The organism is Nocardia sp. NPDC050406, from assembly GCF_044459025.1.
GTDB lineage: Bacteria > Actinomycetota > Actinomycetes > Mycobacteriales > Mycobacteriaceae > Nocardia.
In genome coordinates, this window is record NZ_JBITIM010000001.1 from 596,640 (window position 1) to 617,984 (window position 21,345).

Annotated in this window: 21 protein-coding genes; 7 read left to right on the plus strand and 14 right to left on the minus strand. The window is 66.7% G+C overall.

The genetic code is table 11. The features are described 5' to 3' along the window. Positions 1–17 precede the first annotated feature (17 nt). Positions 18–386, minus strand: a complete 369-nt coding sequence (locus tag ACIBH2_RS02730) for a VOC family protein (RefSeq protein WP_397112683.1) — start codon at positions 384–386, stop codon at positions 18–20. Positions 387–450: 64 nt separating this feature from the next. Here ACIBH2_RS02730 and ACIBH2_RS02735 point away from each other — a divergent pair, with 64 nt between their 5' ends. After that, positions 451–900, plus strand: a complete 450-nt coding sequence (locus tag ACIBH2_RS02735; RefSeq protein ID WP_397112685.1) for a MarR family winged helix-turn-helix transcriptional regulator — start codon at positions 451–453, stop codon at positions 898–900. Between the two features lie 9 nt (positions 901–909). Here ACIBH2_RS02735 and ACIBH2_RS02740 read toward each other — a convergent pair whose 3' ends face one another. Both ACIBH2_RS02740 and ACIBH2_RS02745 read right to left on the minus strand, forming a co-directional pair. Beyond that, a complete protein-coding gene (locus ACIBH2_RS02740; protein ID WP_397112687.1) occupies positions 910–2,085 on the minus strand; it encodes an alanine--tRNA ligase-related protein in 1,176 nt (391 codons plus the stop codon). Positions 2,086–2,312: 227 nt separating this feature from the next. Then, positions 2,313–3,296, minus strand: coding sequence for a hypothetical protein (locus ACIBH2_RS02745; RefSeq protein WP_397112689.1), 984 nt, complete (start codon positions 3,294–3,296; stop codon positions 2,313–2,315). An 82-nt stretch (positions 3,297–3,378) separates the two neighbouring features. Here ACIBH2_RS02745 and ACIBH2_RS02750 point away from each other — a divergent pair, with 82 nt between their 5' ends. Further along, on the plus strand, positions 3,379–4,293 hold the full coding sequence (locus ACIBH2_RS02750; protein ID WP_397112691.1) for a phosphotransferase family protein: 915 nt from the start codon (positions 3,379–3,381) through the stop codon (positions 4,291–4,293). Between the two features lie 22 nt (positions 4,294–4,315). On the opposite strand, the gene ACIBH2_RS02755 is transcribed toward ACIBH2_RS02750, so the two are convergent. Next, positions 4,316–5,242 (minus strand): AraC family transcriptional regulator, encoded by a 927-nt coding sequence (locus ACIBH2_RS02755; protein WP_397112693.1) that lies wholly within the window; start codon positions 5,240–5,242, stop codon positions 4,316–4,318. Between the two features lie 84 nt (positions 5,243–5,326). On the opposite strand from ACIBH2_RS02755, the gene ACIBH2_RS02760 reads away from it, so the two are divergent. After that, positions 5,327–6,139 carry an NmrA family NAD(P)-binding protein gene (locus ACIBH2_RS02760; RefSeq protein ID WP_397112695.1) on the plus strand — a complete coding sequence of 271 codons (813 nt, stop codon included), beginning with the start codon at positions 5,327–5,329 and terminating at the stop codon, positions 6,137–6,139. 3 nt (positions 6,140–6,142) lie between these two features. Here ACIBH2_RS02760 and ACIBH2_RS02765 read toward each other — a convergent pair whose 3' ends face one another. From ACIBH2_RS02765 to ACIBH2_RS02785, 5 genes are all read right to left on the minus strand, one after another. Continuing rightward, the gene (locus tag ACIBH2_RS02765) at positions 6,143–6,391 is read right to left on the minus strand and encodes a hypothetical protein (protein ID WP_397112697.1); all 249 of its coding nucleotides are present in this window, start codon (positions 6,389–6,391) and stop codon (positions 6,143–6,145) included. Positions 6,392–6,440: 49 nt separating this feature from the next. Beyond that, positions 6,441–7,289, minus strand: a complete 849-nt coding sequence (locus ACIBH2_RS02770; RefSeq protein ID WP_397112699.1) for an alpha/beta fold hydrolase — start codon at positions 7,287–7,289, stop codon at positions 6,441–6,443. A gap of 83 nt (positions 7,290–7,372) precedes the next feature. Continuing rightward, a complete protein-coding gene (locus ACIBH2_RS02775) occupies positions 7,373–8,380 on the minus strand; it encodes an agmatine deiminase family protein (protein WP_397112701.1) in 1,008 nt (335 codons plus the stop codon). Positions 8,381–8,507: 127 nt separating this feature from the next. Continuing rightward, positions 8,508–9,473, minus strand: a complete 966-nt coding sequence (locus ACIBH2_RS02780; RefSeq protein ID WP_397112703.1) for an alpha/beta fold hydrolase — start codon at positions 9,471–9,473, stop codon at positions 8,508–8,510. Between the two features lie 142 nt (positions 9,474–9,615). Further along, entirely contained in the window at positions 9,616–10,821 is a 1,206-nt protein-coding gene (locus ACIBH2_RS02785; protein ID WP_397112705.1) for a DUF418 domain-containing protein, read from the minus strand. 174 nt (positions 10,822–10,995) lie between these two features. Between ACIBH2_RS02785 and ACIBH2_RS02790 the strand changes: the two genes are divergently transcribed. The 4 genes from ACIBH2_RS02790 to ACIBH2_RS02805 all read left to right on the plus strand — a co-directional run bounded on the left by ACIBH2_RS02790 (position 10,996) and on the right by ACIBH2_RS02805 (position 13,803). Beyond that, complete coding sequence (locus ACIBH2_RS02790; RefSeq protein ID WP_397112707.1) at positions 10,996–11,355, plus strand: VOC family protein; 360 nt, start codon at positions 10,996–10,998, stop codon at positions 11,353–11,355. A gap of 77 nt (positions 11,356–11,432) precedes the next feature. Next, a complete protein-coding gene (locus tag ACIBH2_RS02795; protein WP_397112709.1) occupies positions 11,433–12,026 on the plus strand; it encodes a TetR/AcrR family transcriptional regulator in 594 nt (197 codons plus the stop codon). Further along, positions 12,023–12,853, plus strand: a complete 831-nt coding sequence (locus ACIBH2_RS02800) for an alpha/beta fold hydrolase (protein ID WP_397112711.1) — start codon at positions 12,023–12,025, stop codon at positions 12,851–12,853. Before ACIBH2_RS02795 ends, ACIBH2_RS02800 begins: the two co-directional genes overlap by 4 nt. A gap of 89 nt (positions 12,854–12,942) precedes the next feature. After that, complete coding sequence (locus tag ACIBH2_RS02805; RefSeq protein ID WP_397112713.1) at positions 12,943–13,803, plus strand: haloalkane dehalogenase; 861 nt, start codon at positions 12,943–12,945, stop codon at positions 13,801–13,803. Here ACIBH2_RS02805 and narI read toward each other — a convergent pair whose 3' ends face one another. The 5 genes from narI to ACIBH2_RS02830 form a co-directional block, all read right to left on the minus strand. After that, the gene (gene narI, locus ACIBH2_RS02810; RefSeq protein WP_397112715.1) at positions 13,804–14,538 is read right to left on the minus strand and encodes a respiratory nitrate reductase subunit gamma; all 735 of its coding nucleotides are present in this window, start codon (positions 14,536–14,538) and stop codon (positions 13,804–13,806) included. Then, positions 14,535–15,173: a nitrate reductase molybdenum cofactor assembly chaperone gene (narJ, locus tag ACIBH2_RS02815; RefSeq protein ID WP_397112717.1), complete on the minus strand. Its 639-nt coding sequence runs from the start codon at positions 15,171–15,173 to the stop codon at positions 14,535–14,537. The genes narI and narJ overlap by 4 nt, the downstream gene beginning before the upstream one ends. Continuing rightward, positions 15,170–16,828 (minus strand): nitrate reductase subunit beta, encoded by a 1,659-nt coding sequence (narH, locus tag ACIBH2_RS02820; protein ID WP_397112719.1) that lies wholly within the window; start codon positions 16,826–16,828, stop codon positions 15,170–15,172. The genes narJ and narH overlap by 4 nt, the downstream gene beginning before the upstream one ends. Next, a complete protein-coding gene (locus ACIBH2_RS02825) occupies positions 16,825–20,517 on the minus strand; it encodes a nitrate reductase subunit alpha (RefSeq protein ID WP_397112721.1) in 3,693 nt (1,230 codons plus the stop codon). Before ACIBH2_RS02825 ends, narH begins: the two co-directional genes overlap by 4 nt. 129 nt (positions 20,518–20,646) lie before the next feature. Then, positions 20,647–21,237 carry a DUF308 domain-containing protein gene (locus ACIBH2_RS02830; RefSeq protein ID WP_397112723.1) on the minus strand — a complete coding sequence of 197 codons (591 nt, stop codon included), beginning with the start codon at positions 21,235–21,237 and terminating at the stop codon, positions 20,647–20,649. Between the last annotated feature and the right edge of the window lie 108 nt (positions 21,238–21,345).

Here is a 21,345-nt window from a genome sequence, read left to right on the forward strand (position 1 = left end):
CCCTTCCTTTTCGGCCGTCAGCTTCGGTCGTGGAGGGTGATGTGGTAGCCGTCGGGGTCGGCGAAGGTGAAGGTTCGGCCGAAGGGGCCGTCGATCGGCGCGGCGACGATGGCGTGGCCGTCGGCGGCGAGGGCGTCGTGGATGGCCTGGACGTCGGTGGCGTGGAGCCAGATGGCGGCGCCGACGCCTGGTTGCTGCACCGCATCGAGGTCGGTGCCGGGAACGAGGTCGCGGAGTGCGAAGGCGATCGGCTTGGTCTCGAAGACGACGGCGTGTGGAGGTCCGGCCGGTGAGCGGACGAGGCCGAGGTACTGCTCGTAGAAGGCTTGGGATGCGGGGAGATCGCGGGCTTGGAGCGAGAGAAAGTCGGGGCCGGTGACAGCCATGGTGGTGCTCCTGTTCTGTCGTGTCAGTCTTCTGACATAAACCAAGGTATGTCAGAATACTGACATGAGTCAAGACGATGTCCGTGTAGACCTGGACACCTCACTGGGCTACCTGCTGAAAGAGACATCCAGTGCCCTGCGTGCGGCCATGGAAGAGGTGCTTCGCCCACTGGGCATGACCGTCACCCACTACTCCTGTCTGGAACTCCTCTCCCAGCGTCCAGGCCTGTCGAACTCCGAACTGGCCCGCCGCACCTTCGTCACCCGCCAGTCGATGAACGTCCTACTGCAAGCTCTGGAGCGGGAGGGTCACGTAACCAGGCCCACGGAGGCCCCCGTCGGCAAGGTCCTTCCCACCCGCCTGACACCCCGCGGTCGCCGGAAACTGGAGAAGGCCTCGGCGGCAGTCCGTTCCGTCGAGCTCAGAATGCTGGCCGGGCTGACCGAAGCCGAGCAGGCGGACGCGTTGCGGATCCTGCGGACGATGACGAATTCCCTGCGCGGGACGGTGTGATCTACGCGGTCACGCTTCGGTGTCGAGGTACTCCACGAGTTCGCGGGGCAGTCCGTGGGTGTCGTGTAGGTAGTGGTAGTCGTCGTCGGTCAAGGGGCCGTTGAAACGGCTGTGGGACAGGATCTTTCGTCCTCGGTGGAGCAGTAGGCGGAACTTGCGCTCCTCGTCCAGGAGGAGTGTGCGAACCCTGTGGGGGTCGGTGGATTGCTGGAAATGCCCGAGGGTGTGTTCCATCAGGTCTATCGGCAGGTCGGACAAGGTTCGGGTGGGATCGTCGCGCCACAGTGTGGTGAGCGTGCGGCGGATCAGTCGCCGGAGTATGTGTCCGCGGCCCGACGGGGAGGGGGTGACGCCGTCGCCGAGTACGACAATGCTGGATCTCAGGTGGTCCGACACCAGGCGTGACGATGGCTCGTCGAGGGGTCCCCAGAGTCGGGGCAGGGTGCTCGACCACGGTTGGAAAACATCGATCTCGAAGACCGACCGCGTATTTCGCAGCATGCGGACGAGCCGTTCCAGGCCCAGGCCGGTGTCGATACTCGGCCGACCCAATGGCTCGAGGCTCCCGTCGGGGTGGCGGACGTACCGCATCATGACGTGGTTCCACACCTCCACCCACCGCTCATCGGAGGTCGGTGTCCCCTGCGGTCTACCCTCTCCCGTCCAGACGAAGATCTCGGAATCGGGGCCGCAGAGCCCGGTCGGCCCATTGGACCACCAGTTGTCCTCCGTGGTCGGTTCCACGGGTACCCCTAGCTCTCCCCATGTGCGCCACGACTCGTGGTCGGGCTCGACCCGCCCATCACCACCGAACACCGTGACGTGCATCCGCCCCGGATCGATCCCGAAGCCGTCCCGCAACAGTTCGAATCCCCACCGCAGGCTCCGCGGCCCGTCGTAGTCGCCGAGCGACCACGACCCGAGCATCTCGAACACGGTGAGATGGGTTTCGTCACCGACTTCCTCGAGATCGGTTGTGCGCAAACATCGTTGCCGACCGGTGAGCCGCCGACCCAGCGGATGCGGTCTGCCCATCAAATAGGGAGTCAACGGGTGCATCCCCGAGGTGGTGAACAACACCGGATCCCCCGGCGAGGGTATGAGTGACCCATCCGGAGTCAGCTCATGACCGCGCTCACGGAAGAAGTCGAGGAAGGTCTGAACGGTCTGCTCTGTAGTGATCATGGTGGTCGCTCCATCGAGAGGAAATCGACCGGAAGCGACCGCACATGCCGAACAACCGACACTCCAGCGAGCCGTTTCCGGTCGCTGGCATGGGAAAGGTCAGGCGGCAGCTACCGGCGAGCTGAAAGCTCGCGCTGCCGCGACGATGATTCGTGAACTGACCATGCCCGCACGGTAGCAGCCGAACCGCACGGAACACGACCGAATTTCGCCGCCGTCCTCGACTGTCAGGAAGCGGCGGTCTCGGGGACGCCCACGCAGGTCAGAGTGAAGTACTGATAGGGGTCGTTGTAGCGCCAGGATTCCACGGTGACATCGTCCAGCTCCAGGCCGAAGATTTGGAGAAAAGTTACTGCGAGGGTTGCCAATTCGGTGCAGCCGGTGTCACCGACGGGGACCTCGTGCAGCCACTGGTAGTCCGGGTCGCGGGGGTCGGGGTGGAAGCCATGGGCGACCAGTTCGTCGTGCCAGCGGGTGTCGTCGCTGATGTGGATCGCCGGATCATGCACGCTCAGCAGGATCTGCAGGAGTCGGTCGTCCTGCTCGGCGGTGGGGCGCAGTGTGATGACGACACTGTCTTCGAGGGGGCCGTCGTTGTCGGTCAAAGGGTTCCCCAGCGCGATCATGCCGAGTTGCAGGTCGCGCAGCGTGCGGGTGAGCGCGGTGGTCAGATCGGTCCAGCTGTCCACCAGGTGGTGGCCGGAGACGAAGCCGACCATGTCACCGCCGCCGAGTTCGCCGAGCCAGGTGGAGGGCACCTCGTCGACGTATTCGTTGTAATCCCAGTTCTTCTCGTCGACGCTGTCCTTGGCATAGGTGGAGAACGCCGAGACGTACATACTCCCACCGTGAGTCAGTGACAGCTCGCGAGTGGTGCTCCGGTCCCGCCAGCGCACGAAGACTCCCACATCGCCGCCGTGGAACGACGGCGTGCCCCACACCGCGCTGGCCATCGCCACATATTCCCGAAACAGATGCGGTTCGATATAGCCCGCGTGGACGCCGAGTTCCGCGAGCGCGGGATCGGCGCGCAGATACTCCGCGCCGACATCGTCGAGCCAGCCGCCGCCCTCCCATTCCGGCATCACCACGTCGGAGTCCCCGACGATCCACCCCACCCGCGCGCACGCGGTGATCACATCCTCGCGACTCCATGTGCCGAAGTCGGTCCCCAACCCCCGCAGGACCGAATCGAATTGGTCCCTGCTCATCGTCTTCACGATCGAGAAAGATATCCCGACGGCGCGACAGAACCTACCGATCAGGACCGCACGCATCTTAGAATTCGATCTTGTGCGTTCCCGTCCTTCGTTCATCGGTGACGAGGCGATCGCGCATGCCGTCGCTACGCACTGGCTGCCCGAGGCTGCCGATATCGCCTATCTGCCATGGGGTTTCGGTGCGCACCACTGGCGGGTGACCGGCGGGGGCGCCACATTGTTCGTGACGTTGGACCAGTTGGGGCCCCGGCACAGCGCGGTGTCCCTGGAGGCTGCCTACGCTGGGGCCGCCGCATTGGCCGCCGCTGGTTTGGACGTGGTGTGTGCCCCGTTGCCCGCCCGGTCCGGGCGATTCACCGTCGATGTCGGCGCCGGTGCGCTCAGCGTGACGCCGTGGCTGGCAGGTCGAAGCCCGAGCGCGGAGGAGGCCAGCGAGCCTCGGCATATCCGCGAAGTCGTTCTCGCGCTGGAGGCGCTGCATCGCGCCGCTCCACCTGCTGGCCTGCGGTCGTGGGCTCCGCGCGTCGGCTCCGAGTTCGCCGATGAATTGCGAGCCCGCACCGCCGAGCCCTGGACGAGCGGACCGATGGCAGAGCAGGCACGGCTCGCTGTCGCCGCGCATGACAACGCGATCGAGCGCTGGACCGCCCGCTACCTGGAACTGGCGGAAGTAGCATTCTCCCAACGCGACTCGTGGGTGCCGACACATGGCGAACCGCACAACGACAACCAGGTCATGTCCCCCGACGGCTTGAAGCTGGTCGATTGGGAATCACTGGCTCTCGCACCCCCCGAACGGGACTACGCGGATCTGGTCCCCGCGGCGAACGACCTGCTGTCCCCTGACCCCGCGATGATGGAGCTGTTCGCACTGGACTGGCGGCTCTCCGAAATCGCCGAGTACGCGCGCTGGTTCGCCGCTCCGCACGACGGTACCGAGGACGACCGCACTGCCCTGGACGGGTTGTACGAGGAATTGGCGGTCTGACGATCCCGGACGACATCCGTGCTCAATCGGCCGCGCGAATCCGGCTGGGGCTCACACCGCGATGGCGTTTGAACGCGGTGCTGAACGCGAAGCTGTCGGTGTATCCGACCTGCTTGGCGACCGCGGCGACGGTGGCGTCGGATTCACGCAACAGCTGGGTGGCCAGGTCCATTCGCCATTGGGTGAGGTAGGCCAGCGGGGAACTGCCGACGGCGGCCGTGAAGCGGCGGGCGAAAACCGCCCGTGAGACACCGGCTTTCGCGGCGAGCGTGGTCACCGTCCACGGGTGGGCGGGGTCCGCGTGCATGGCGTGCAAGGCCGCACCGACTGCCGGATCGGCCAGGGCCCGCAACCATGCGGGCGGGGTGGCGTCCGGGCGGGCGAACCAATTCGTGAGCGTGCGAACGAGAATCAGGTCGAGGAGACGGTCGAGGACGAGGTGCTGGCCCGGGCCGTCGTTGCGCAGTTCCTCGGTCAGCAGCTGCCTCGTACTGTCGAGTCCTTCGGCGCGGACGACGAGCAGTGGCGGCAGCACACTGAGCAATCGGCGACCGACGTCGTCGACACCACGGTAGGCACCGGTGATCAGTGCGAGCGGACTCGCCTCCGAGCGCCCGAAGACGCGCGGGCCCAGCCTCGGCGTATCGAGGATCGGCCGCTCGTCCGCGACGCCGACACAGTGATGCGCGTGCCTGATCCGCACCTGCGGCGGCCGGTCCGGGCGATCGGCGACAGTGTGGACCGCCGGACCTCGCACCACCGCGACATCACCTTCGTCCAAGCGCGTGGCCTCGTCGAGAACCAGCCACACGCTCCCCCGCAGCACCGAATACACCGTCAGCGGCGCTGGCTCGTCGTTCAGGAACGACCACGGCGGCTCGGCGTGCGCTCGATGCACCACCGCACCGTCTGCCTTCACGGCACGCAACAGGTCGGCGAGCGGGTCCACCCGGCGACTCTATCGAGACGTTCGCGAAGCCGATCGAGTCGATCACCCATGGCCGCCGACCGACCACTCCGCTTGGCTGGAAGCATGATCGAAGAGAAGAGCACAGTGCTGGTGACCGGAGCGACCGGACAGACCGGCTCGCGTGTCGCCGCGGGCCTGCGGGCAGCCGGAGTGCGCATCCGCGCCGTATCCCGCTCGGGCTCGGTGCCATTCGACTGGCACGACGAACGCACCTGGAATGCCGCGCTGTCCGGTGTGAGCGCCGCCTACCTGGTGACGCCGATGGAGCCTGATTTCGATGCGGCCGCGGTGGCGGGGTTGGTCGAGCGCGCCACCGCCTCGGGCGTTCGACGGTTGGTGCTGTTGTCCGGACTCAGTGCCGGGTACGGCAGCGCGCCCATGCTGTCGCGAGAGATACCGGTCAGGGAATCCGGCGTGGAGTGGACCATTCTGCGGCCCGGCGCATTCCAACAGAATCTGCTGGCGGGTGCGTACCTGCACGCCATGCAGGCGGGTGAACTGCGGCTTCCCCTCGCCCCGGAGGTGCGGTCGGCCTATATCGATGTCGCCGATATCGCCGATATCGCGGTCACTGTGCTCACCACCGAGGGTCACTCGGGCCGCGTCTACAATCTGTCGGGGCCGCGCGCCCTGTCCAATCCCGATGTCCTGGACATCCTCTCGCGCGTGACCGGGCGACCCATTCGCTATATCGAGGAGCCCGAGGGCGAATGGGTCGCGCGCATGCGCTCAGCGGGCGTCTCGACCGAACAGCTGAACTGGTCGCTGGAAACCTTCGCGGCGCTGCGCCGCGGCGACTACGCGACCGTGTACGGCGAGGTGCGCGAACTACTCGGCCGCGAACCGAGGGAATTCAGCGAGGCAACGCGTCGGTGACACTCAGCTGGCGGTGCACTCGATGGTTTCGAACTTGGCCTTGCCCCGCCACTCGGTCTTGGCCTGTCCCACGGCCTGCTTCAGGGTTCGGGCCTCCACCGTCACCGACGGCAGCGCGTCCCCGCCCCAAGTTTCAGCGGTGCAGGTGAACGGCCGCGGGGCCGCCTGCGCCGATCCCGCCCCGACAACGCCGATCACCGGCACCATCGCCATCACCGCGACGGGCAGAGCCACCAAGTATCGAACGCGCATAATCGCTCCCTCATACAGCAATCAGCCAGATCATGAACGCCGCCGATTCTCACACACCCTCGGGGCCGCCGCTGAGGTTGCGGATTTGTTCGCGCAGGCGCGCGGCGAAGCCGACCGGGTCGGGCACGAAGCCGGTGTGGTCGCCGGGGAACAGGGTGGCGTCGATCCCGAGGCCCGCGGCCAGGGCGCGTGAGGTGCGGTCGCACTCCTGATCGGTGGACTCCTCGCCGATACCGACGATGACGCGGGTGTCCGCCCGCCGCAGCGCGTCGAAGTCGGGGACGTAGTGGGTCGTCCCGCGCAGTTCGTGCCGGAACCAGTAGTCCTCGGAGGCCTTCTGCTCGGCGGGCGGCTCCGCGCCGAACATGGCCATGAACACCTCTTCGGGCATCTGGATATTGGCCGCCGACATGAACTTTCGCCATGCGCCGACGCGGTCGCCCGCCAGGTACAGCGCGATCTGCTCCTCGCTCTGGGCATACAGTTCGTCGCGATCGTCGAGCAACTCCACCACCGGCGGCTCGTGCGGAATCGCCACGGTGACGAGTTCGGGTGCCGCCGCCACCAAGGCGAGCGTGGTGACCGCGCCACCACTGGAACCGAACACGATGGCCGGTCCCAGATCCACGTGCCGGATCAACCGCGCCACATCGTCGGCCCGTGCCCGCGGCGTCGAATCCTGCTCCGGATCGCGCAGCACGCTGCGGCCGTGCCCACGCGGATCGGTGGTGAGCACCGTGTACTCGTCGGCGAGCGCGTCCGCCAGCCCGGCGAAGGCGCCGGAGTCCATGGGCGCGCCCAGCAACACCAGGAGCGGGCCGTTACCGCGCAGCTCGTAGTAGAGGTCGGCGTCGGGGACGGTGAGGGTCGCGGTGCGTACTGCTGCGGTCGCGGTCATGAGGTCTCCAGAGGTGCGTGATGATCACTGACACACACTGAGACGCCCCGGCCGCGGTGAATTCATCGGTCGCACCCTCGGATTCAGGGCTGATTGTGCGTGGCGCAGTGGATACCGCCACCTCCGGCGGCGATTTCGTCGATGGGAAGCTGCACGACTTCGCGGCCCGGGAAGTGGTCGGCGAGGATGCCCCGGGCACGATCGTCGGCGCGCCGGTCCCCGAAGGCGGGCAGGAAGACCGCGCCGTTGGCGACGAGGAAGTTCGTGTAGGTGGGCGCGAAATCGTCTCCGTCCCCGGTAACCAGGTCGGGATCGGGCTGCGGCAGGTCGATGATCTCGAACTCGCGGCCGCGGGCGTCGGTGCTGTTCGCCAGCACGGCGCGGGCCTGGTCGGAGCAGCGCGACCAGGAGTCGGGCTCACCGGGAAACGCGGTGTCCAGCACCACGATTCCGGGTGCCACGAAGCGGACGAGCGCATCGACGTGCGCGTCGGTGACATCCTCGCCTCGCACCCCGGCCAGCCAGATGACCTTCTCCACACCGAGCGCCTGCTTCAGCTCCGATTCGACCTGATCGCGACTCTTGCCCGGATTGCGGTTGTCATTGACGATCGAACTCTCCGTGACCAACAGCGTGCCCTCCCCGTCGGTTTCGAGAGCACCGCCCTCGGAGACGAAGGGAGCTTGGATTCGCGCAATCCCGAATCGCTCGAGCAGGTTCCGGCCGACCGCGCCGTCGTGGTCGCGTGTCTGCTTGCCGCCCCAACCGTTGAAGTTGAGGTCCACGCCCACGACCTGCCCGGCATCGTGGACGAAGACGGGCACGGTGTCGCGGGCCCAGAGGTCGTCCACCGGGAGGGGGATGACCTCGACGCCGCTGCCGACAGCTCGCTGTGCGTCGGCGGCCTGTTCGGGGTGGGCCATGAGCACCACGGGTTCATGTGCCGCGATGGCCTGGGCCAGGCGTGCGATGTCGACGCGTACTTCGTCGAGGTATTCGCCCCAGACCGATTCCAGCGCGGGCCACGCCATGAAGGTGCGGGTGTGGGGTTCCCATTCGGCGGGGAGGCGCTTGGGGGGTTGCTCTGGCATTGCTACAGACTATTGGTGGGGCGTTGGGGGGAGGTGGAAGGTGGGGCGGGTTGGCCTGAACGGTCAGAAATCACCCCCACACCCCCAATCTCGCACCTCCGCCACGTTTTCCGACCGCTCAGGCCAATCACCTCCCTCCCACACTCCCAACAAACACTTCCAGTACCCCCAGAGTCCCCTCCGGATCCTCCATCATCGGCGTATGCCCCACCCCGGAAAGCATCTCGATCCGCACCCCGGGAACCGCCCGATACTCCTCCGCCGAACTGGCCCGCACCCGCCCGTCCTCGGACCCGAACACCACCAGCACCGGAATGTTCAACCCCGCGAGGCGATTCGGCAGCGGGCGCTCGGCACGGTAGCGGGTGGATTCTTCCGAGGAGGCGGTGAACGACCGGTAGGTCATGGTGCGGATATCGTCGACGATCACGTCGGGGATCGGGATATCGCGGTGGAAGGCGCTGTCGAGGCCGTCGCGGATGACGCGGTCGGTGCGCAGCCGCCAGAGTAGTTCGCCCACAACGGGTTCGGAGACCAGGCGGGTCAGCGGGCCCTGCGGGATGCTGGCCGAGTTGCTCGGGGTGGTGTCGAGCAGCGCCAAGCCCGTGACCAGGCTGGGGCGCTGTTCGGCCAGGGCGGTCGCGACCACGCCGCCCATCGAGTGCGCGACGACCGTGGCGCTCTTGACGCCGAGGCGATCGAGGATGGCGGCGACACGACGGCCCTGGGCGGGCATGTCGTATCCGTCCCTGGGTTTCGCTGAACGGCCGTGACCGAGCAGGTCGACGCGAATCACGCGGTAGATGGCGGCGAGTCGCGCGACGATCGGATCCCACCACGCGGTGGACCCGGCGTAGCCGTGGATCAGCAGCAGGGCTGGGCCGTCGCGGGGGCCGTCCTCCACCACATGCAGATCACCGTCTTCCAGACGCACGATCTGATCCCCACTCGCCGCCGCGGTCTCGCGCAGCACCACCAGGGTGTTGCCGACGAGTGCCGCCACCATCAGGGCCACGACCGCCAGCGCCACGAGCCATCGCCTCCGGCGTCGCGTCGCTGTCGAAACCGGCTCGGGCATCGAATGTTTCGCCATGGCCCCCACCTTCGATCGTGCGCGGGCAGCGTATCCCACACCCAACCTTTTCGCCGTCCGGGCGGTCTTCGATAGTGCGGTGCGAACGGCGGGGCGTCAATGGCGACGACACAGGGCAACGAGGCTCCGGCCAGCCGATACGTCAGGCGCGCGCCGGTTCCGGAGCGGGGACGCGTTGCCACGCGGGCCACTGGCGGTAGGTGGCGGCCCGCAGCAGCCATTCGACCGGGCCGTACGGGTGGCGGCGCAGCCACCAGGCGCTCAGCCACAGCTGCACCGCGAAGGTGACCAGGGCGATGGCGACGACCGTGGCGGGCGGCACCCGATCCGCCAGTGCGAGACCGTATCCGGTGTAGACCAGCATGAGCACGATCGACTGGAAGATGTAGTTGCTGGCGGCCATACGCCCGGCGGGAGCAAGCCGCGCGACCGTGCCAGCCCACCGCGAACGCGTCAGCCAGATGACCACGGCCACGTACGCGACCGTCAGGAACGGGTTCACCAATTCCTGCAACCCCGGCCAGAACGACGGCAGCGCACCGCCTCTCACCTGACCCACCACGGTGACGATCGAAACCGGCAGCGCCACACCGAATCCCACCACCAGCGCGCGCGGCGTCCAGCGCCGCAGCAGCTCCGCGTCCTCCATGACGCGTTTCTTTCCCGCGGCCATACCGATCAGGAACATGGCGAGACTCGGCAGGCCCTGCGCGAGCCAGGTGAACAGCATGAACACCGGACCGACGTGAATCTGCGCGAAGAAGGTGTCCGCGACGCCGCCTGTGTACTGCTCGCGCATGCGCTGCAAGTCGAGGAAGTTGCCCAGCGCCGCGACCCCGGTGTCGTTGTCGGGACCCGGAATGAACGCCAGCAACGAGAACAGCGCGTACAGCACCAGGCCGGTGATCAGTGCCGGACGGGGGCGAATCTTGCGCAGCAGCAACAGGATCAAGCACAGCAGCGCGTACAGGGTGAGGATATCGCCGAGCCACAGCAGCGTGACATGGACCAATCCGATCAGGAAGAGCGCGCCACTGCGGCGCAGCAGTCGCGGTACCGGCGCGGCGCCCGCGCGCTGCGCCGCCGCGATCTGCAAGGTGAAGGAGTAGCCGAACAGGAAAGCGAACAGCAGATAGAACTTGCCCAGGAACAGCCCGAACACCAAGCCGTACACGAGCCGGTCCCAGGTTCCGTCGTAGACGGGTGTCGGCTCGGAATTGGGGCCGGTGAACGACAGCAGCGCCGTCAACACAATGACATTGGTGACCAGAATCCCGAACAACGCGAAGCCGCGCAGGATATCGATTTCACCGATACGACGAGGGGAAGACAGCACCGGACCGGACATACCGCCACGTTATGGCAGGGCATCTACCGAGGACATCCACCACGGGGACCATCCACCGCCCCCACTACCGCGACCAATGGAGGATGGCGGCGACAAACCTGGGACGTATTGACGTGCACATTCAGCGACCGCGAATTCCCGGTTTCGAGGTATGCCGACTGATAGCTTGACTCTATGATCACTGGCGCGCACACGATCATTCATGCCACCGACGCAGCGGCCGCCCGTGCCTTCTTCCGTGACGTCCTCGGCCTGCCGAATGTCGATGCCGGAGACGGCTGGCTCATCTTCAAATCCCCGCCCGCCGAAGTGGCGGTGCACCCCGCCGATCCCCTGGACAGTGGGCACATCCAGCTCTACCTCATGTGCGACGACCTCGAGGCGACCATCGCCGAGCTGCGGGCCAAGGGCGTCGAATTCGTCGATGGCATCACCCAGGCCGGATGGGGTCGGATCATCACCCTCGAAGTGCCGGGCGCGGGCCCGCTCGGGCTCTACCAGCCATACCACCCGGTCGCCCACAACCTGGTCTGATCTGCGGGTTTGACACACCTCCAACAAACCTATGTATATTAGGTTTGTTCCTAGACACATTAGGCAAAGAGGTGTGCATGTCTCCCCGCGTGGGCCTGACGGCTGAGCGAATCACCACTGCCGCAGCCGAACTCGCCGATGAGATCGGTTTCGACAAGGTGACGCTGTCGGCCGTGGCCAAGCGCTTCGGCGTGAAGGACCCGAGCCTGTACTCACATGTCCGCAATCTGCACGATCTGCGGGTGCGCATGGCGTTGCTGGCCTCGGCGGAGATGGCCGATCGCATCGCGCTCGGCGTCGCGGGCCGCTCCGGGCGGGCGGCACTCATCGGTTTCGCCACCGCGTATCGCGGCTATGTGCTGGAACATCCCGGGCGCTACGCGGCCACCCAGATCCGCATGGATCCCGCCGAGGTGGCCGACGAGCCCGCCTTTCTGCGCACCATCGAACTGACCTCGGCGCTGCTGCGCGGTTACGGCCTGGAGGAACCCGAGGCGACCGACGCGGTTCGGCTGCTGCGCAGTACCTTTCACGGCTTCGCGACACTCGAGGCGGCGGGCGGCTTCGCGCATTCCCGCCCCACCGAGACGTCGTGGGAGCACATTCTCGACGCCCTGCACGGCACCCTCGAGCAGTGGCGGAAAACCAAGGAAGAGAACACGATCCAATGAAATCCGGCACCCTGAAGACCATCGGCGCGACCATCCACTACGAGGTTCGCGGCACCGGACCGCTACTGCTGCTCATTCCCGGCGGCGGCGGTGACGCCGCCGTCTTCGATCCCATAGCCGAGCCCTTGGCCGAACACTTCACCGTCGCCAGCCTCGACCCCCGCGGCTACTCACACAGCACCCTCGACAGCGGGCACCCCGAAGATCAGCGCGTCGAGGTGCAGAGCGACGACGCCTACCGACTGATCACCCACCTCTCCCCCGATCCCGCCTACATCTTCGGCGGCAGCAGCGGAGCCACCGTCGCCCTCGACCTCCTGGCCCGCCACCCCGAGCGAATCCACCGCGTGGTAGCCCACGAACCCGCCTGCTTCGCAGTCCTTCCCGACGCCCCCGACCACCGCGCCTTCATCGAAGAGGTCTACCAACTCTTCCGCACACAGGGCATGGCCGCCGCGGGCGCACGCTTCCTCGAAGGCATCGGCGGCACCATGAAACCCATGCCCGACCCCGCGACCCTGCCGCCCCGAGCCGCCGCCATGATCACCCGCCTGATGTCCAACGGCCCCATCATGTTCGAACACGAACTCCGCCCCTTCACCTCCCACGTCCCCGACATAGCGGCTCTGCGCCCAGCCTCCAACCACCTCGTCCTCGCCGCCGGTGCGGAATCCCGCGGCCACCTGCCCTACCGCCCCGCCGCACACCTCGCCACCCAATTGGGCCTCCCACTCACCGAATTCCCCGGCGGCCACAGCGGATTCACCGACTGCCCCGAACAGTTCGCGCAACTACTGCTCGACACCTTCCTGACTCCCGTCGCCTAGTCGCCGGGCAGCTCGGACGCGCAGCTGATGAGTGAGCGTCCGGCATGAATCGCTACTGGCCGGTAGCCTCCCATCGGAGGGAGGGCGCAATGCTGATCGACTTCGTCCCCGACGGGGATCTGTACCCATTCGAATCGCGTTGGTTCGACTCGTCCGTCGGGCGGGTCCACTACATCGACGAGGGAACCGGACCTACGATCCTGTTCTGCCACGGCGCTCCGGCGTGGAGCTTTCTGTACCGCCATATCGTGCGGAGCCTGCGTGACCGGTACCGGTGTGTCGCCGTCGACCATCTCGGGTTCGGATTGTCCGAGCGCCCAGCGGGTTTCGGCTACACCATCGCCGAGCACACCGGAGTGCTCGGCGAGCTGATCGATCATCTGCGGCTCGACGGCTTCATCGTCATGGGACAGGATTGGGGCGGACCGATCGGTTTGGGCGCGGCCACCGCCCGCGCGGACCGGGTACGCGGAATCGTCCTGGGCAACACCGTCTTCTGGCCGATCGACGCCTGGGCCAACCGCGCCTTCAGCAGCGTCATGAGCAGCCGTCCCATGCAGCGCCGCATCCTCGAACAGAACTTCCTCGTCGAACGTGTACTGCTCGCGGAGCTGGGCCGCACCCTCACCCCCGCCGAGGCCGACCACTACCGCGCGGTCCAACCCACCCCCGAGGCCCGCCGCGGCCTCGCCGCAACCCCCAACCAAATCCGCGCCGCCCGCCCCCTCCTCGACGACCTGGCCCACGCCGTCCCCACCCACTTGGGCCACAAACCAACCCTCGCGGTCTGGGGCATGAAAGACATGGTCTTTCGCCCCACCGCCTGCCTCCCCCGAATCCGCGCCGCCTTCACCGACCTCGAAGTGGTCGAACTCCCCCACGCCCGCCACTTCATCCAGGAACACGCACCAGACGAGATCGCGACCGCCATCGCCAAGCGATTCCCGTGACTACTGCACCCGTTCCCACCCGCGCGGCGGCCGGTGTTCGCCGAGTCCGGTGTCGCGGGTGCGGTAGACGATGTAGGGGCGGGTGAGGTAGCCGATGGGGGCGGAGAAGACGTGGACCAGGCGGCTGAAGGGCCAGAAGGCGAAGAGGGCGCAGGCTGCGAGGGCGTGGAGTTGGAAGCCCAGGGGGGCGGAGGCCATGAGTTCGGGTTTGGGGTGGAGGTAGAAGATGGAGCGGAACCAAGGGGAGATGTCTTCGCGGTAGTTGTGGGGGTTGCCGGTGAAGTTGCCGTAGAGGGTGGCGCCGAGGCCGAGGAGGAGGGTGATGCCCAGGAGGACGTACATGATCTTGTCGTTGCGGGTGGTGGCGGAGAAGACCGAGCCGACGGTGCGGCGGCGGTAGATGAGGATGATCAGGCCGATGATGGTGGCGATACCGGCGACTGCGCCGAGGCTGTACGAGACGGTGTGGTAGACGGTTTCGCTGATGCCGAGGGCCTCGGTCCAGGATTCGGGGATGAGCAGTCCGAGGACGTGGCCGAGGAAGACGAAGACGATGCCGTAGTGGAACAGCGGGCTGCCCAGGCGCAGTAGGCGGTTCTCGTAGAGCTGAGACGAGCGGGTGGTCCAGCCGAATTTGTCGTAGCGGTAGCGCCAGACGAGGCCGACCACGCAGGCGACGAGTGCGGCGTAGGGCACGGCAACCCACAGCAGCACGTCGCTGGTGCTGACCGTCATCGTCGTCCTCCGATCGGTTCGGGCATGTACGTGGGCGGGGCGAACGGTTCCAGGCCGACGTCCTCGCCGGGCGGTCCGGCGGCGATGAGCTTGGCGACGGCGGCGCTCTCGTCACCGTGCAGCGGCGGCAAAGTGGCGCAGACCGATTCGAGTACGCCGGTCCACGGCGACTCCGAATCCCGCAGGGCCAGCCGCATCACCTCCACTCCCGCGCGGTGGCCGGTCAGGAGTCGCTGGCCCGCACTCGGTTCGGCGGCGGCGAATTCCAGGACGACGGCGAGGTGGTCGGGCAATTCCTCGGAGTCGAAGGTCCATCCGGCGGCGCGGTAGGTCTGTTTGATCTCCAGCAGCGCCATTCCGCGCTTGCGGGTGTCGCCGTGCAGAAAATAGGTGAGATAGGGGCTGAAGCGCTTGCGGTGGTCGAAGGTGTCGACGTATTCGATTGTCGCCGCGAGCGGTTCGGCGTTCGCGAGGTAATCCAGCACGGAACGCAACGGTGCACCGACTGCCACCGGCAGCGCTTCCACCACTCGCTCCAACAGTGGAAGTGATTCCAGCAGTGCGGCATCCGGATACCCCAGCAACAGCGACTGCACCTGCCACGCCGCCCGGCACTCGGCCTCGGTCAGCTTCATTTGCGATGCCTTCCGCCGGACTGCTTGGGCATCAACCCATCCGGTCGACCGCGCCCATCCCAGTTGAGCAGGTTCACTCGGGACGCCACACTGCCGGGCTCGTCGGCGGTCTGCCGATCCTGCAGCATGCGGAAGTTCTCCACAGCCACCGGTGTCGGTGCGCCCGAGCTCTCCCCGAACGGACCCCACCCGCCCATCCCGGGTCCCTCGTCGTAGTCGAGGCTGCATTCGGTGGCGAGCTCCTCGAGCCCGTGTGCCTGCTCGGCGTGCGCGGGCGGAATCACGTACCGCTCTTCGTATTTGGCCAAGGCCAGCAGCCGGTACATGTCGTAGATCTGCTCCTCGGTCAATCCGACCTTCGCCGCGATCTCGGGCCGCGGTTCCCGCCCGAGGTTGATATCGCGCATATAGCTGCGCATGGCGGCCAGCTTCCGCAGCACCGCGTCCACGGGCTCGGGATCGCCCGCCGTGAACAGCTCCGCCAAATACTCCACAGGTATCCGCAGGGCCTCGATGGCGGCGAACAGATTCCCATGGTCCTCGGCGTCGTGGCCGGTATCGCGCAGCACCTCCACCACCGGCGACAGCGGCGGGATGTACCAGACCATGGGCACGGTCCGATACTCCGGATGCAGCGGCAGTGCCACCCGGTACTTGCTGATCAGCGCGTAGACGGGCGAATTCTGTGCCGCCGCAACCCAATCGCGCGGTATTCCGGCCCGTTCGCACGCGGCGATGACCTCCGGATCGAACGGGTCGAGGAAGGCGTCGCGCTGCGCCGCGTACAGATCCTTCTCCTCCGGTGTCGACGCCACGTCGAGCACGGTGTCCGCGTCGTAGAGCATGATGCCGATGTAGCGCAGCCGCCCCACGCAGGTCTCCGCGCACACCGTCGGCAGTCCCACCTCCAGCCGTGGGAAGCAGAATGTACATTTCTCCGCTTTGCCGGTGCGGTGGTTGAAGAAGACCTTCTTGTAGGGGCAGCCGGAGACGCACATGCGCCAGCCTCGGCACTTGTCCTGGTCGACGAGCACGATGCCGTCCTCGGCGCGCTTGTAGATGGCCCCGGACGGGCACGACGCCATACACGAGGGATTGAGGCAGTGTTCGCAGATGCGCGGCAGATAGAACATGAAGGTCTGCTCGAATTCGAGCTTGACCTTGTCGCCGACCTTGGCCAGTAGCGGGTCGGCACCGGTGAGTTCCGGTGCGCCACCGAGGTTGTCGTCCCAGTTGGCCGACCAGGTGATCTTGGTGTCCTTACCGGTGATCAGCGACTTGGGCCGTGCCACCGGCGTGTGCTGTTGCAGCGGCGCGGTGGTGAGGGTCTCGTAGTCGTAGGTCCACGGCTCGTAGTAGTCGTCGAGCTCCGGCAGGATCGGATTGTCGAAGATGGTGAACAGCTTGCGCAGCCGCCCGCCGCCACGCAGCTTCAACCGTCCCTTGCGGTCCAGACTCCACCCGCCGCGCCACCTGTCCTGATCCTCATAGGTGCGCGGATACCCTTGTCCCGGACGGGTTTCCACATTGTTGAACCACACGTACTCGACTCCGGCCCGATTGGTCCAGGTCTGTTTGCAGGTCACCGAACAGGTGTGGCAGCCGATGCATTTGTCGAGGTTCATCACCATCGCCAGCTGCGCCATGGGTTTCATCGGTAGCTCACCTCCTGGCCGCGACGGCGAACGACCGTCACTTCGTCGCGCTGATTGCCGGTCGGTCCGAGATAGTTGAAGGCGTAGGACAATTGGGCGTATCCGCCGATGAGATGGGTCGGTTTGATCAGCAGCCGGGTCAGCGAATTGTGGATGCCGCCGCGCCTGCCCGACGTCTCGGCGAGCGGTACGTCGATGAGGCGGTCCTGCGCGTGGTGCATGTACACGGTGCCCTCGGGCATGCGGTGCGAGACGACGGCGCGCGCCACCACCACGCCATTGCGATTGACCGCCTCGATCCAATCGTTGTCCGCGATACCGAGTTTCGCGGCGTCGAGGTTGGACATCCACATGGTCGGCCCGCCGCGCGAGAGACTGAGCATGAACAGGTTGTCCTGGTACTCGGAGTGAATGGACCACTTCGAATGGGGGGTGAGATAGCGCAGCGTGAGCCCCTGCTCGCCGTTCTCGCCCAACCGCGGTTCGGCGAAGAGCGCGGTCATATCGAGCGGCGGGCGGTACACCGGCAGCTGCTCCCCCACCTCGCTCATCCAGTCGTGGTCGAGATAGAAGTGCTGACGCCCGGTCAGCGTGTGCCACGGCTTGTTTCGCTCCACATTGACCGTGAACGGTGAGTACCGCCGCCCACCGCTCTCCGAGCCCGACCACTCCGGGGAGGTGATCACCGGAACCGGCGCGACCTGGGTGTCGGCGAAGCTGATCCGTTTGCCCTCGTGTTCCTTGGCGAGATCGGCCATCTCGGTGCCGGTGCGCCGCTCCAACTTCTCGAACCCCTGCACCGCCAGCCGCCCGTTGGTGGTGCCCGAGAGCGCGAGAATCGCCTCGCACGCGTCGATATCGCGTTTGAGCGACGGCCTGCCCAACGCGTACCCGTTGCGCACGGTGCCGTTCTTCCGCGCCAGGTACTCGACCTCCGGCGTGACGTCGTAGGTGATGCCCTTGGTGGTCGCGCCGAGCTTTTCCAGCAGCGGCCCGAGCGCGCTCATCTTGGCGTAGACCGCCGAATAGTCGCGTTCCACCACCACCAGCTTCGGCATGGTGACGCCCGGAATCGGTTCGCACTCACCGGTTTTCCAGTCCTTCACGATTCCGTGCGGGGTGGCCATGGCATCGGGAGTGTCGTGCAGTAGCGGTGCGGCGACGACATCCTTGCGCACCCCGAGATGCTTCTGCGCCAACCGGCTGAACTCCTCGCCGATGGTCATGAAGGCATCCCAATCGGTGCGGGTCTGCCAGGGCGGCGCGATGGCCGGGCTGAAGGAGTGCACGAATGGATGCATGTCGGTCGAGGAGAGATCGTGCTTCTCGTACCAGGTGGCGGCGGGCAGCACCACGTCGGAGAAGATGGTGGTGCTGGTCATGCGAAAGTCCAGTGTGAGAAGCAGATCCAGCTTCCCGACCGGGGCGTCCTCGCGCCACACCACCTCCTTGGGGCGCTGTTCCGGTGGCGCTTCCTCGGCCCGCAAGGACGACTCGGTGCCCAGGAGGTGTTTGAGGAAGTACTCGTTGCCCTTGGCGGACGAGCCGAGCAGGTTGGACCGCCAGATGGTGAGCAGCCGAGGGAAGTTCTCGGGTGCGTCCGGATCCTCGCAGGCGAAGCGCAGTGCGCCCGATTTCAGTTGGGCGACAATATGTTCCGCCGGTGCCACGCCCGCCCGCTCGGCCTCGTCCACGAGATCGAGGGGATTGCGGTCGAAGGTCGGGAACGAGGGCGTCCACCCCAGCCGGGTGGCCTGCGCGATGAGATCGGCGGTGGAGCGACCCGCGAACTTGCCGCTGGTCGTGGTGGTGAGGGTGTCGGCGCTGAACGGGTCGTAGCGGAACTGATCGGTGTGCAGGTACCAGTAGATGGTCTGGTTCATCTGCCGCGGCGGTCGCGTCCAGTCCAGCGCATTGGCGACCTGCGCCCACCCGGTCACCGGGCGGCACTTCTCCTGCCCGACGTAATGCGCCCACCCGCCGCCATTGCGGCCCTGGCAGCCGGTGAGCGTGGTGAGCGTCAGGAACGCCCGGTAGATGGTGTCGGAGTGGAACCAGTGGTTCGTCCCGGCACCCATGATGATCATCGAACGGCCTTGTGTCTCTTCGGCATTGGCGGCGAACTCGCGTCCGATCCGCGCCGCCTGCTCCGCCGGGACGCCCGTGATGGCCTCCTGCCACGCGGGCGTGCCGGGATGGTCCGCGTCGTCGTAGCCGGTGGGCCATTCGCCCGGCAGGCCGGGCCGGTGCACCCCGTACTGCGCGAGCATGAGGTCGAAGACCGTCGTGACGAGGTGCCCGCCGATGGTGCGCGCGGGCACGCCGCGGCGAATGGTCGCGGCGGAACCGTCGGCGGTGTCGAAGCGCGGCAACTCCACCAGGACCGCGCCGCCGCCATCCATGGACAGCCGCGGCCGCACCTCACCCAGTTGCAGATTCCACTTCCCCTCCCCCTCCTCACCGAAGCGGAAGCCGAGAGATCCGTTGGGCACCACCGGATTTCCGTCTTCGTCCAGCAGCACCGTCTTGAAGGCGGCATTCGGCTCGTCCGCGTGCTCGGGCAGGTCCGCGGCGGTGAGGAATTTGCCCGGCCTGAAGACGCCTTCGGCGCTGTCGAGACGCACCAGGAACGGCAGATCGGTGTAGCGGCGCACGTACTGCTGGAAGTACTCCGGCTGCCGGTCGACGAAGAACTCCTTGAGAATCACGTGCCCCATGGCCATGGCGAGTGCGCCATCGGTCCCTGGATGCGGTGCGATCCACTCGTCAGCGAACTTCACGTTATCCGCGTAGTCGGGTGCGACAGCCACGACCTTCTGGCCTCGATAGCGCGCCTCTGCCATCCAGTGCGCGTCCGGCGTGCGCGTCACCGGCACATTGGAACCCCACATGACGAGATAGCCCGCATCCCACCAGTCGCCGGATTCCGGCACATCGGTCTGGTCGCCGAAGACCTGCGGCGAGGCCACCGGCAGGTCGGCGTAGAAGTCGTAGAACGAGAGCATGGCCCCGCCGATGAGCGAGATGAACCGCGACCCCGCCGCGAAGGAGGTCATGGACATGGCCGGAATCGGCGAGAACCCGGCGACCCGATCGGGCCCGTACCGCTTGATGGTGTGCACATGCGCGGCCGCGACGAGCTCCACCGCCTCGGGCCAGCTCGCCCGCACCAGCCCACCGCGCCCCCGCGCGGCCTTGTAGCGCCGCGAGAGCTCCGGATCGGAGACGATGGACCCCCACGCCTCGACCGGATCTCCGGTGCGCGCCTTGGCTTCTCGATACATCTCCAACAGCACGCCGCGGATGTACGGATACCGCACCCGGGTCGGCGAATACGTGTACCAGGAGAACGCCGCGCCGCGCGGACAGCCGCGCGGCTCGTACTCGGGTCGGTCCGGACCGGTCGAGGGATAGTCGGTGGCCTGGGTCTCCCAGGTGATGATGCCGTCCTTGACGTACACCTTCCACGAACACGATCCGGTGCAGTTCACGCCGTGCGTGGAGCGCACCACCTTGTCGTGGGACCAGCGGTCGCGGTAGAAGTCGTCGGCCTCGCGCCCGCCGCGCAGGTACTCGGTGCGCAGATCCGGTGACATGTCGGTGCGGGTGAAGAAGCGCCTGCTGCGAATCAGCGCCTCGGTCAACTCGCTGTTCACGGTGGGTCGGTTCCGTCGTGCCGTACGCGCCATCAACCAGCCTCTCGCCCGGATCGCGGCGTTGCCTCGCGCGATCGGTTACCCATCACACGAACAGATCGACACTATCCGCAACTCTTGGGCAACCGATGGATTTCCGGCGTCACGAATTGGCCGGAGACCTCAGCGCGCGAGCGGGTCGTAGACCTCGATGATCGGGTCTTCGGTGCGTTCCAGGCGCACGGCGGTGCCGATCTCGGTGGCCCCGAGAGCGACGGTGAGCAGGCCGACCGCCACCGACAGGGTGGTCAGGGACGAGAACGGTCCCACCGCGATGACCAAACCCACGGCGGTGGTGGCCAATCCGATCACCTCCTGACGGCCGGTACCGGCGAGTTCGTCGGACCAGGCGGCGACAATGGCCTGCACGACGCCGCGGATCATCCACCCCATACCGATCCACATGGCCAGCAACAGCACCCACGCCCCGCTGCTGAAGCAGTGGTAGGCGAGCAGCGCCGCGAGTAACCCGCTCGCGAACTCCAGGAGCTTCAGGGCCGTCGGGATGTTCGCGCCGAAGGCAACGATCCACTGCACCGCCGCGGTGGCGACCAGCACCAGCCCGAACAGCGTCCCCGCCACGGTCACCGATTTGGCGGGCCACACCGCGAGGGTCAGTCCGAGCACGACCGAACAGACGCCGACAACCAACAGTGTCTGCCAAGCCCAGTCGGCGAACACCGCGGTACGCCCCTCGATCCGATTGGTGGGCATAGATCAATGGTATGACCGATTCGCCCAATTACCTGGACATTTGCATTTTTGGCATGTCGGCACGCGGTGCAGAATCGGCGTGGCGCGGCACCGCTATCACCCCGACAA

Bases quoted from the DNA above. Each gene is read 5' to 3' on its own strand.
- ACIBH2_RS02795 (WP_397112709.1), top strand. From the start codon at position 11,433: ATGTCTCCCCGCGTGGGCCTGACGGCTGAGCGAATCACCACTGCCGCA.
- ACIBH2_RS02790 (WP_397112707.1), top strand. From the start codon at position 10,996: ATGATCACTGGCGCGCACACGATCATTCATGCCACCGACGCAGCGGCC.
- ACIBH2_RS02730 (WP_397112683.1), bottom strand. From the start codon at position 386: ATGGCTGTCACCGGCCCCGACTTTCTCTCGCTCCAAGCCCGCGATCTC.
- ACIBH2_RS02770 (WP_397112699.1), bottom strand. From the start codon at position 7,289: ATGACCGCGACCGCAGCAGTACGCACCGCGACCCTCACCGTCCCCGAC.
- ACIBH2_RS02780 (WP_397112703.1), bottom strand. From the start codon at position 9,473: ATGGCGAAACATTCGATGCCCGAGCCGGTTTCGACAGCGACGCGACGC.
- narH (WP_397112719.1), bottom strand. From the start codon at position 16,828: ATGAAACCCATGGCGCAGCTGGCGATGGTGATGAACCTCGACAAATGC.
- ACIBH2_RS02830 (WP_397112723.1), bottom strand. From the start codon at position 21,237: ATGCCCACCAATCGGATCGAGGGGCGTACCGCGGTGTTCGCCGACTGG.
- ACIBH2_RS02745 (WP_397112689.1), bottom strand. From the start codon at position 3,296: ATGAGCAGGGACCAATTCGATTCGGTCCTGCGGGGGTTGGGGACCGAC.
- ACIBH2_RS02765 (WP_397112697.1), bottom strand. From the start codon at position 6,391: ATGCGCGTTCGATACTTGGTGGCTCTGCCCGTCGCGGTGATGGCGATG.
- narI (WP_397112715.1), bottom strand. From the start codon at position 14,538: ATGACGGTCAGCACCAGCGACGTGCTGCTGTGGGTTGCCGTGCCCTAC.
- ACIBH2_RS02805 (WP_397112713.1), top strand. From the start codon at position 12,943: ATGCTGATCGACTTCGTCCCCGACGGGGATCTGTACCCATTCGAATCG.
- ACIBH2_RS02775 (WP_397112701.1), bottom strand. From the start codon at position 8,380: ATGCCAGAGCAACCCCCCAAGCGCCTCCCCGCCGAATGGGAACCCCAC.
- ACIBH2_RS02760 (WP_397112695.1), top strand. From the start codon at position 5,327: ATGATCGAAGAGAAGAGCACAGTGCTGGTGACCGGAGCGACCGGACAG.
- narJ (WP_397112717.1), bottom strand. From the start codon at position 15,173: ATGAAGCTGACCGAGGCCGAGTGCCGGGCGGCGTGGCAGGTGCAGTCG.
- ACIBH2_RS02800 (WP_397112711.1), top strand. From the start codon at position 12,023: ATGAAATCCGGCACCCTGAAGACCATCGGCGCGACCATCCACTACGAG.
- ACIBH2_RS02825 (WP_397112721.1), bottom strand. From the start codon at position 20,517: ATGGCGCGTACGGCACGACGGAACCGACCCACCGTGAACAGCGAGTTG.
- ACIBH2_RS02785 (WP_397112705.1), bottom strand. From the start codon at position 10,821: ATGTCCGGTCCGGTGCTGTCTTCCCCTCGTCGTATCGGTGAAATCGAT.
- ACIBH2_RS02735 (WP_397112685.1), top strand. From the start codon at position 451: ATGAGTCAAGACGATGTCCGTGTAGACCTGGACACCTCACTGGGCTAC.
- ACIBH2_RS02740 (WP_397112687.1), bottom strand. From the start codon at position 2,085: ATGATCACTACAGAGCAGACCGTTCAGACCTTCCTCGACTTCTTCCGT.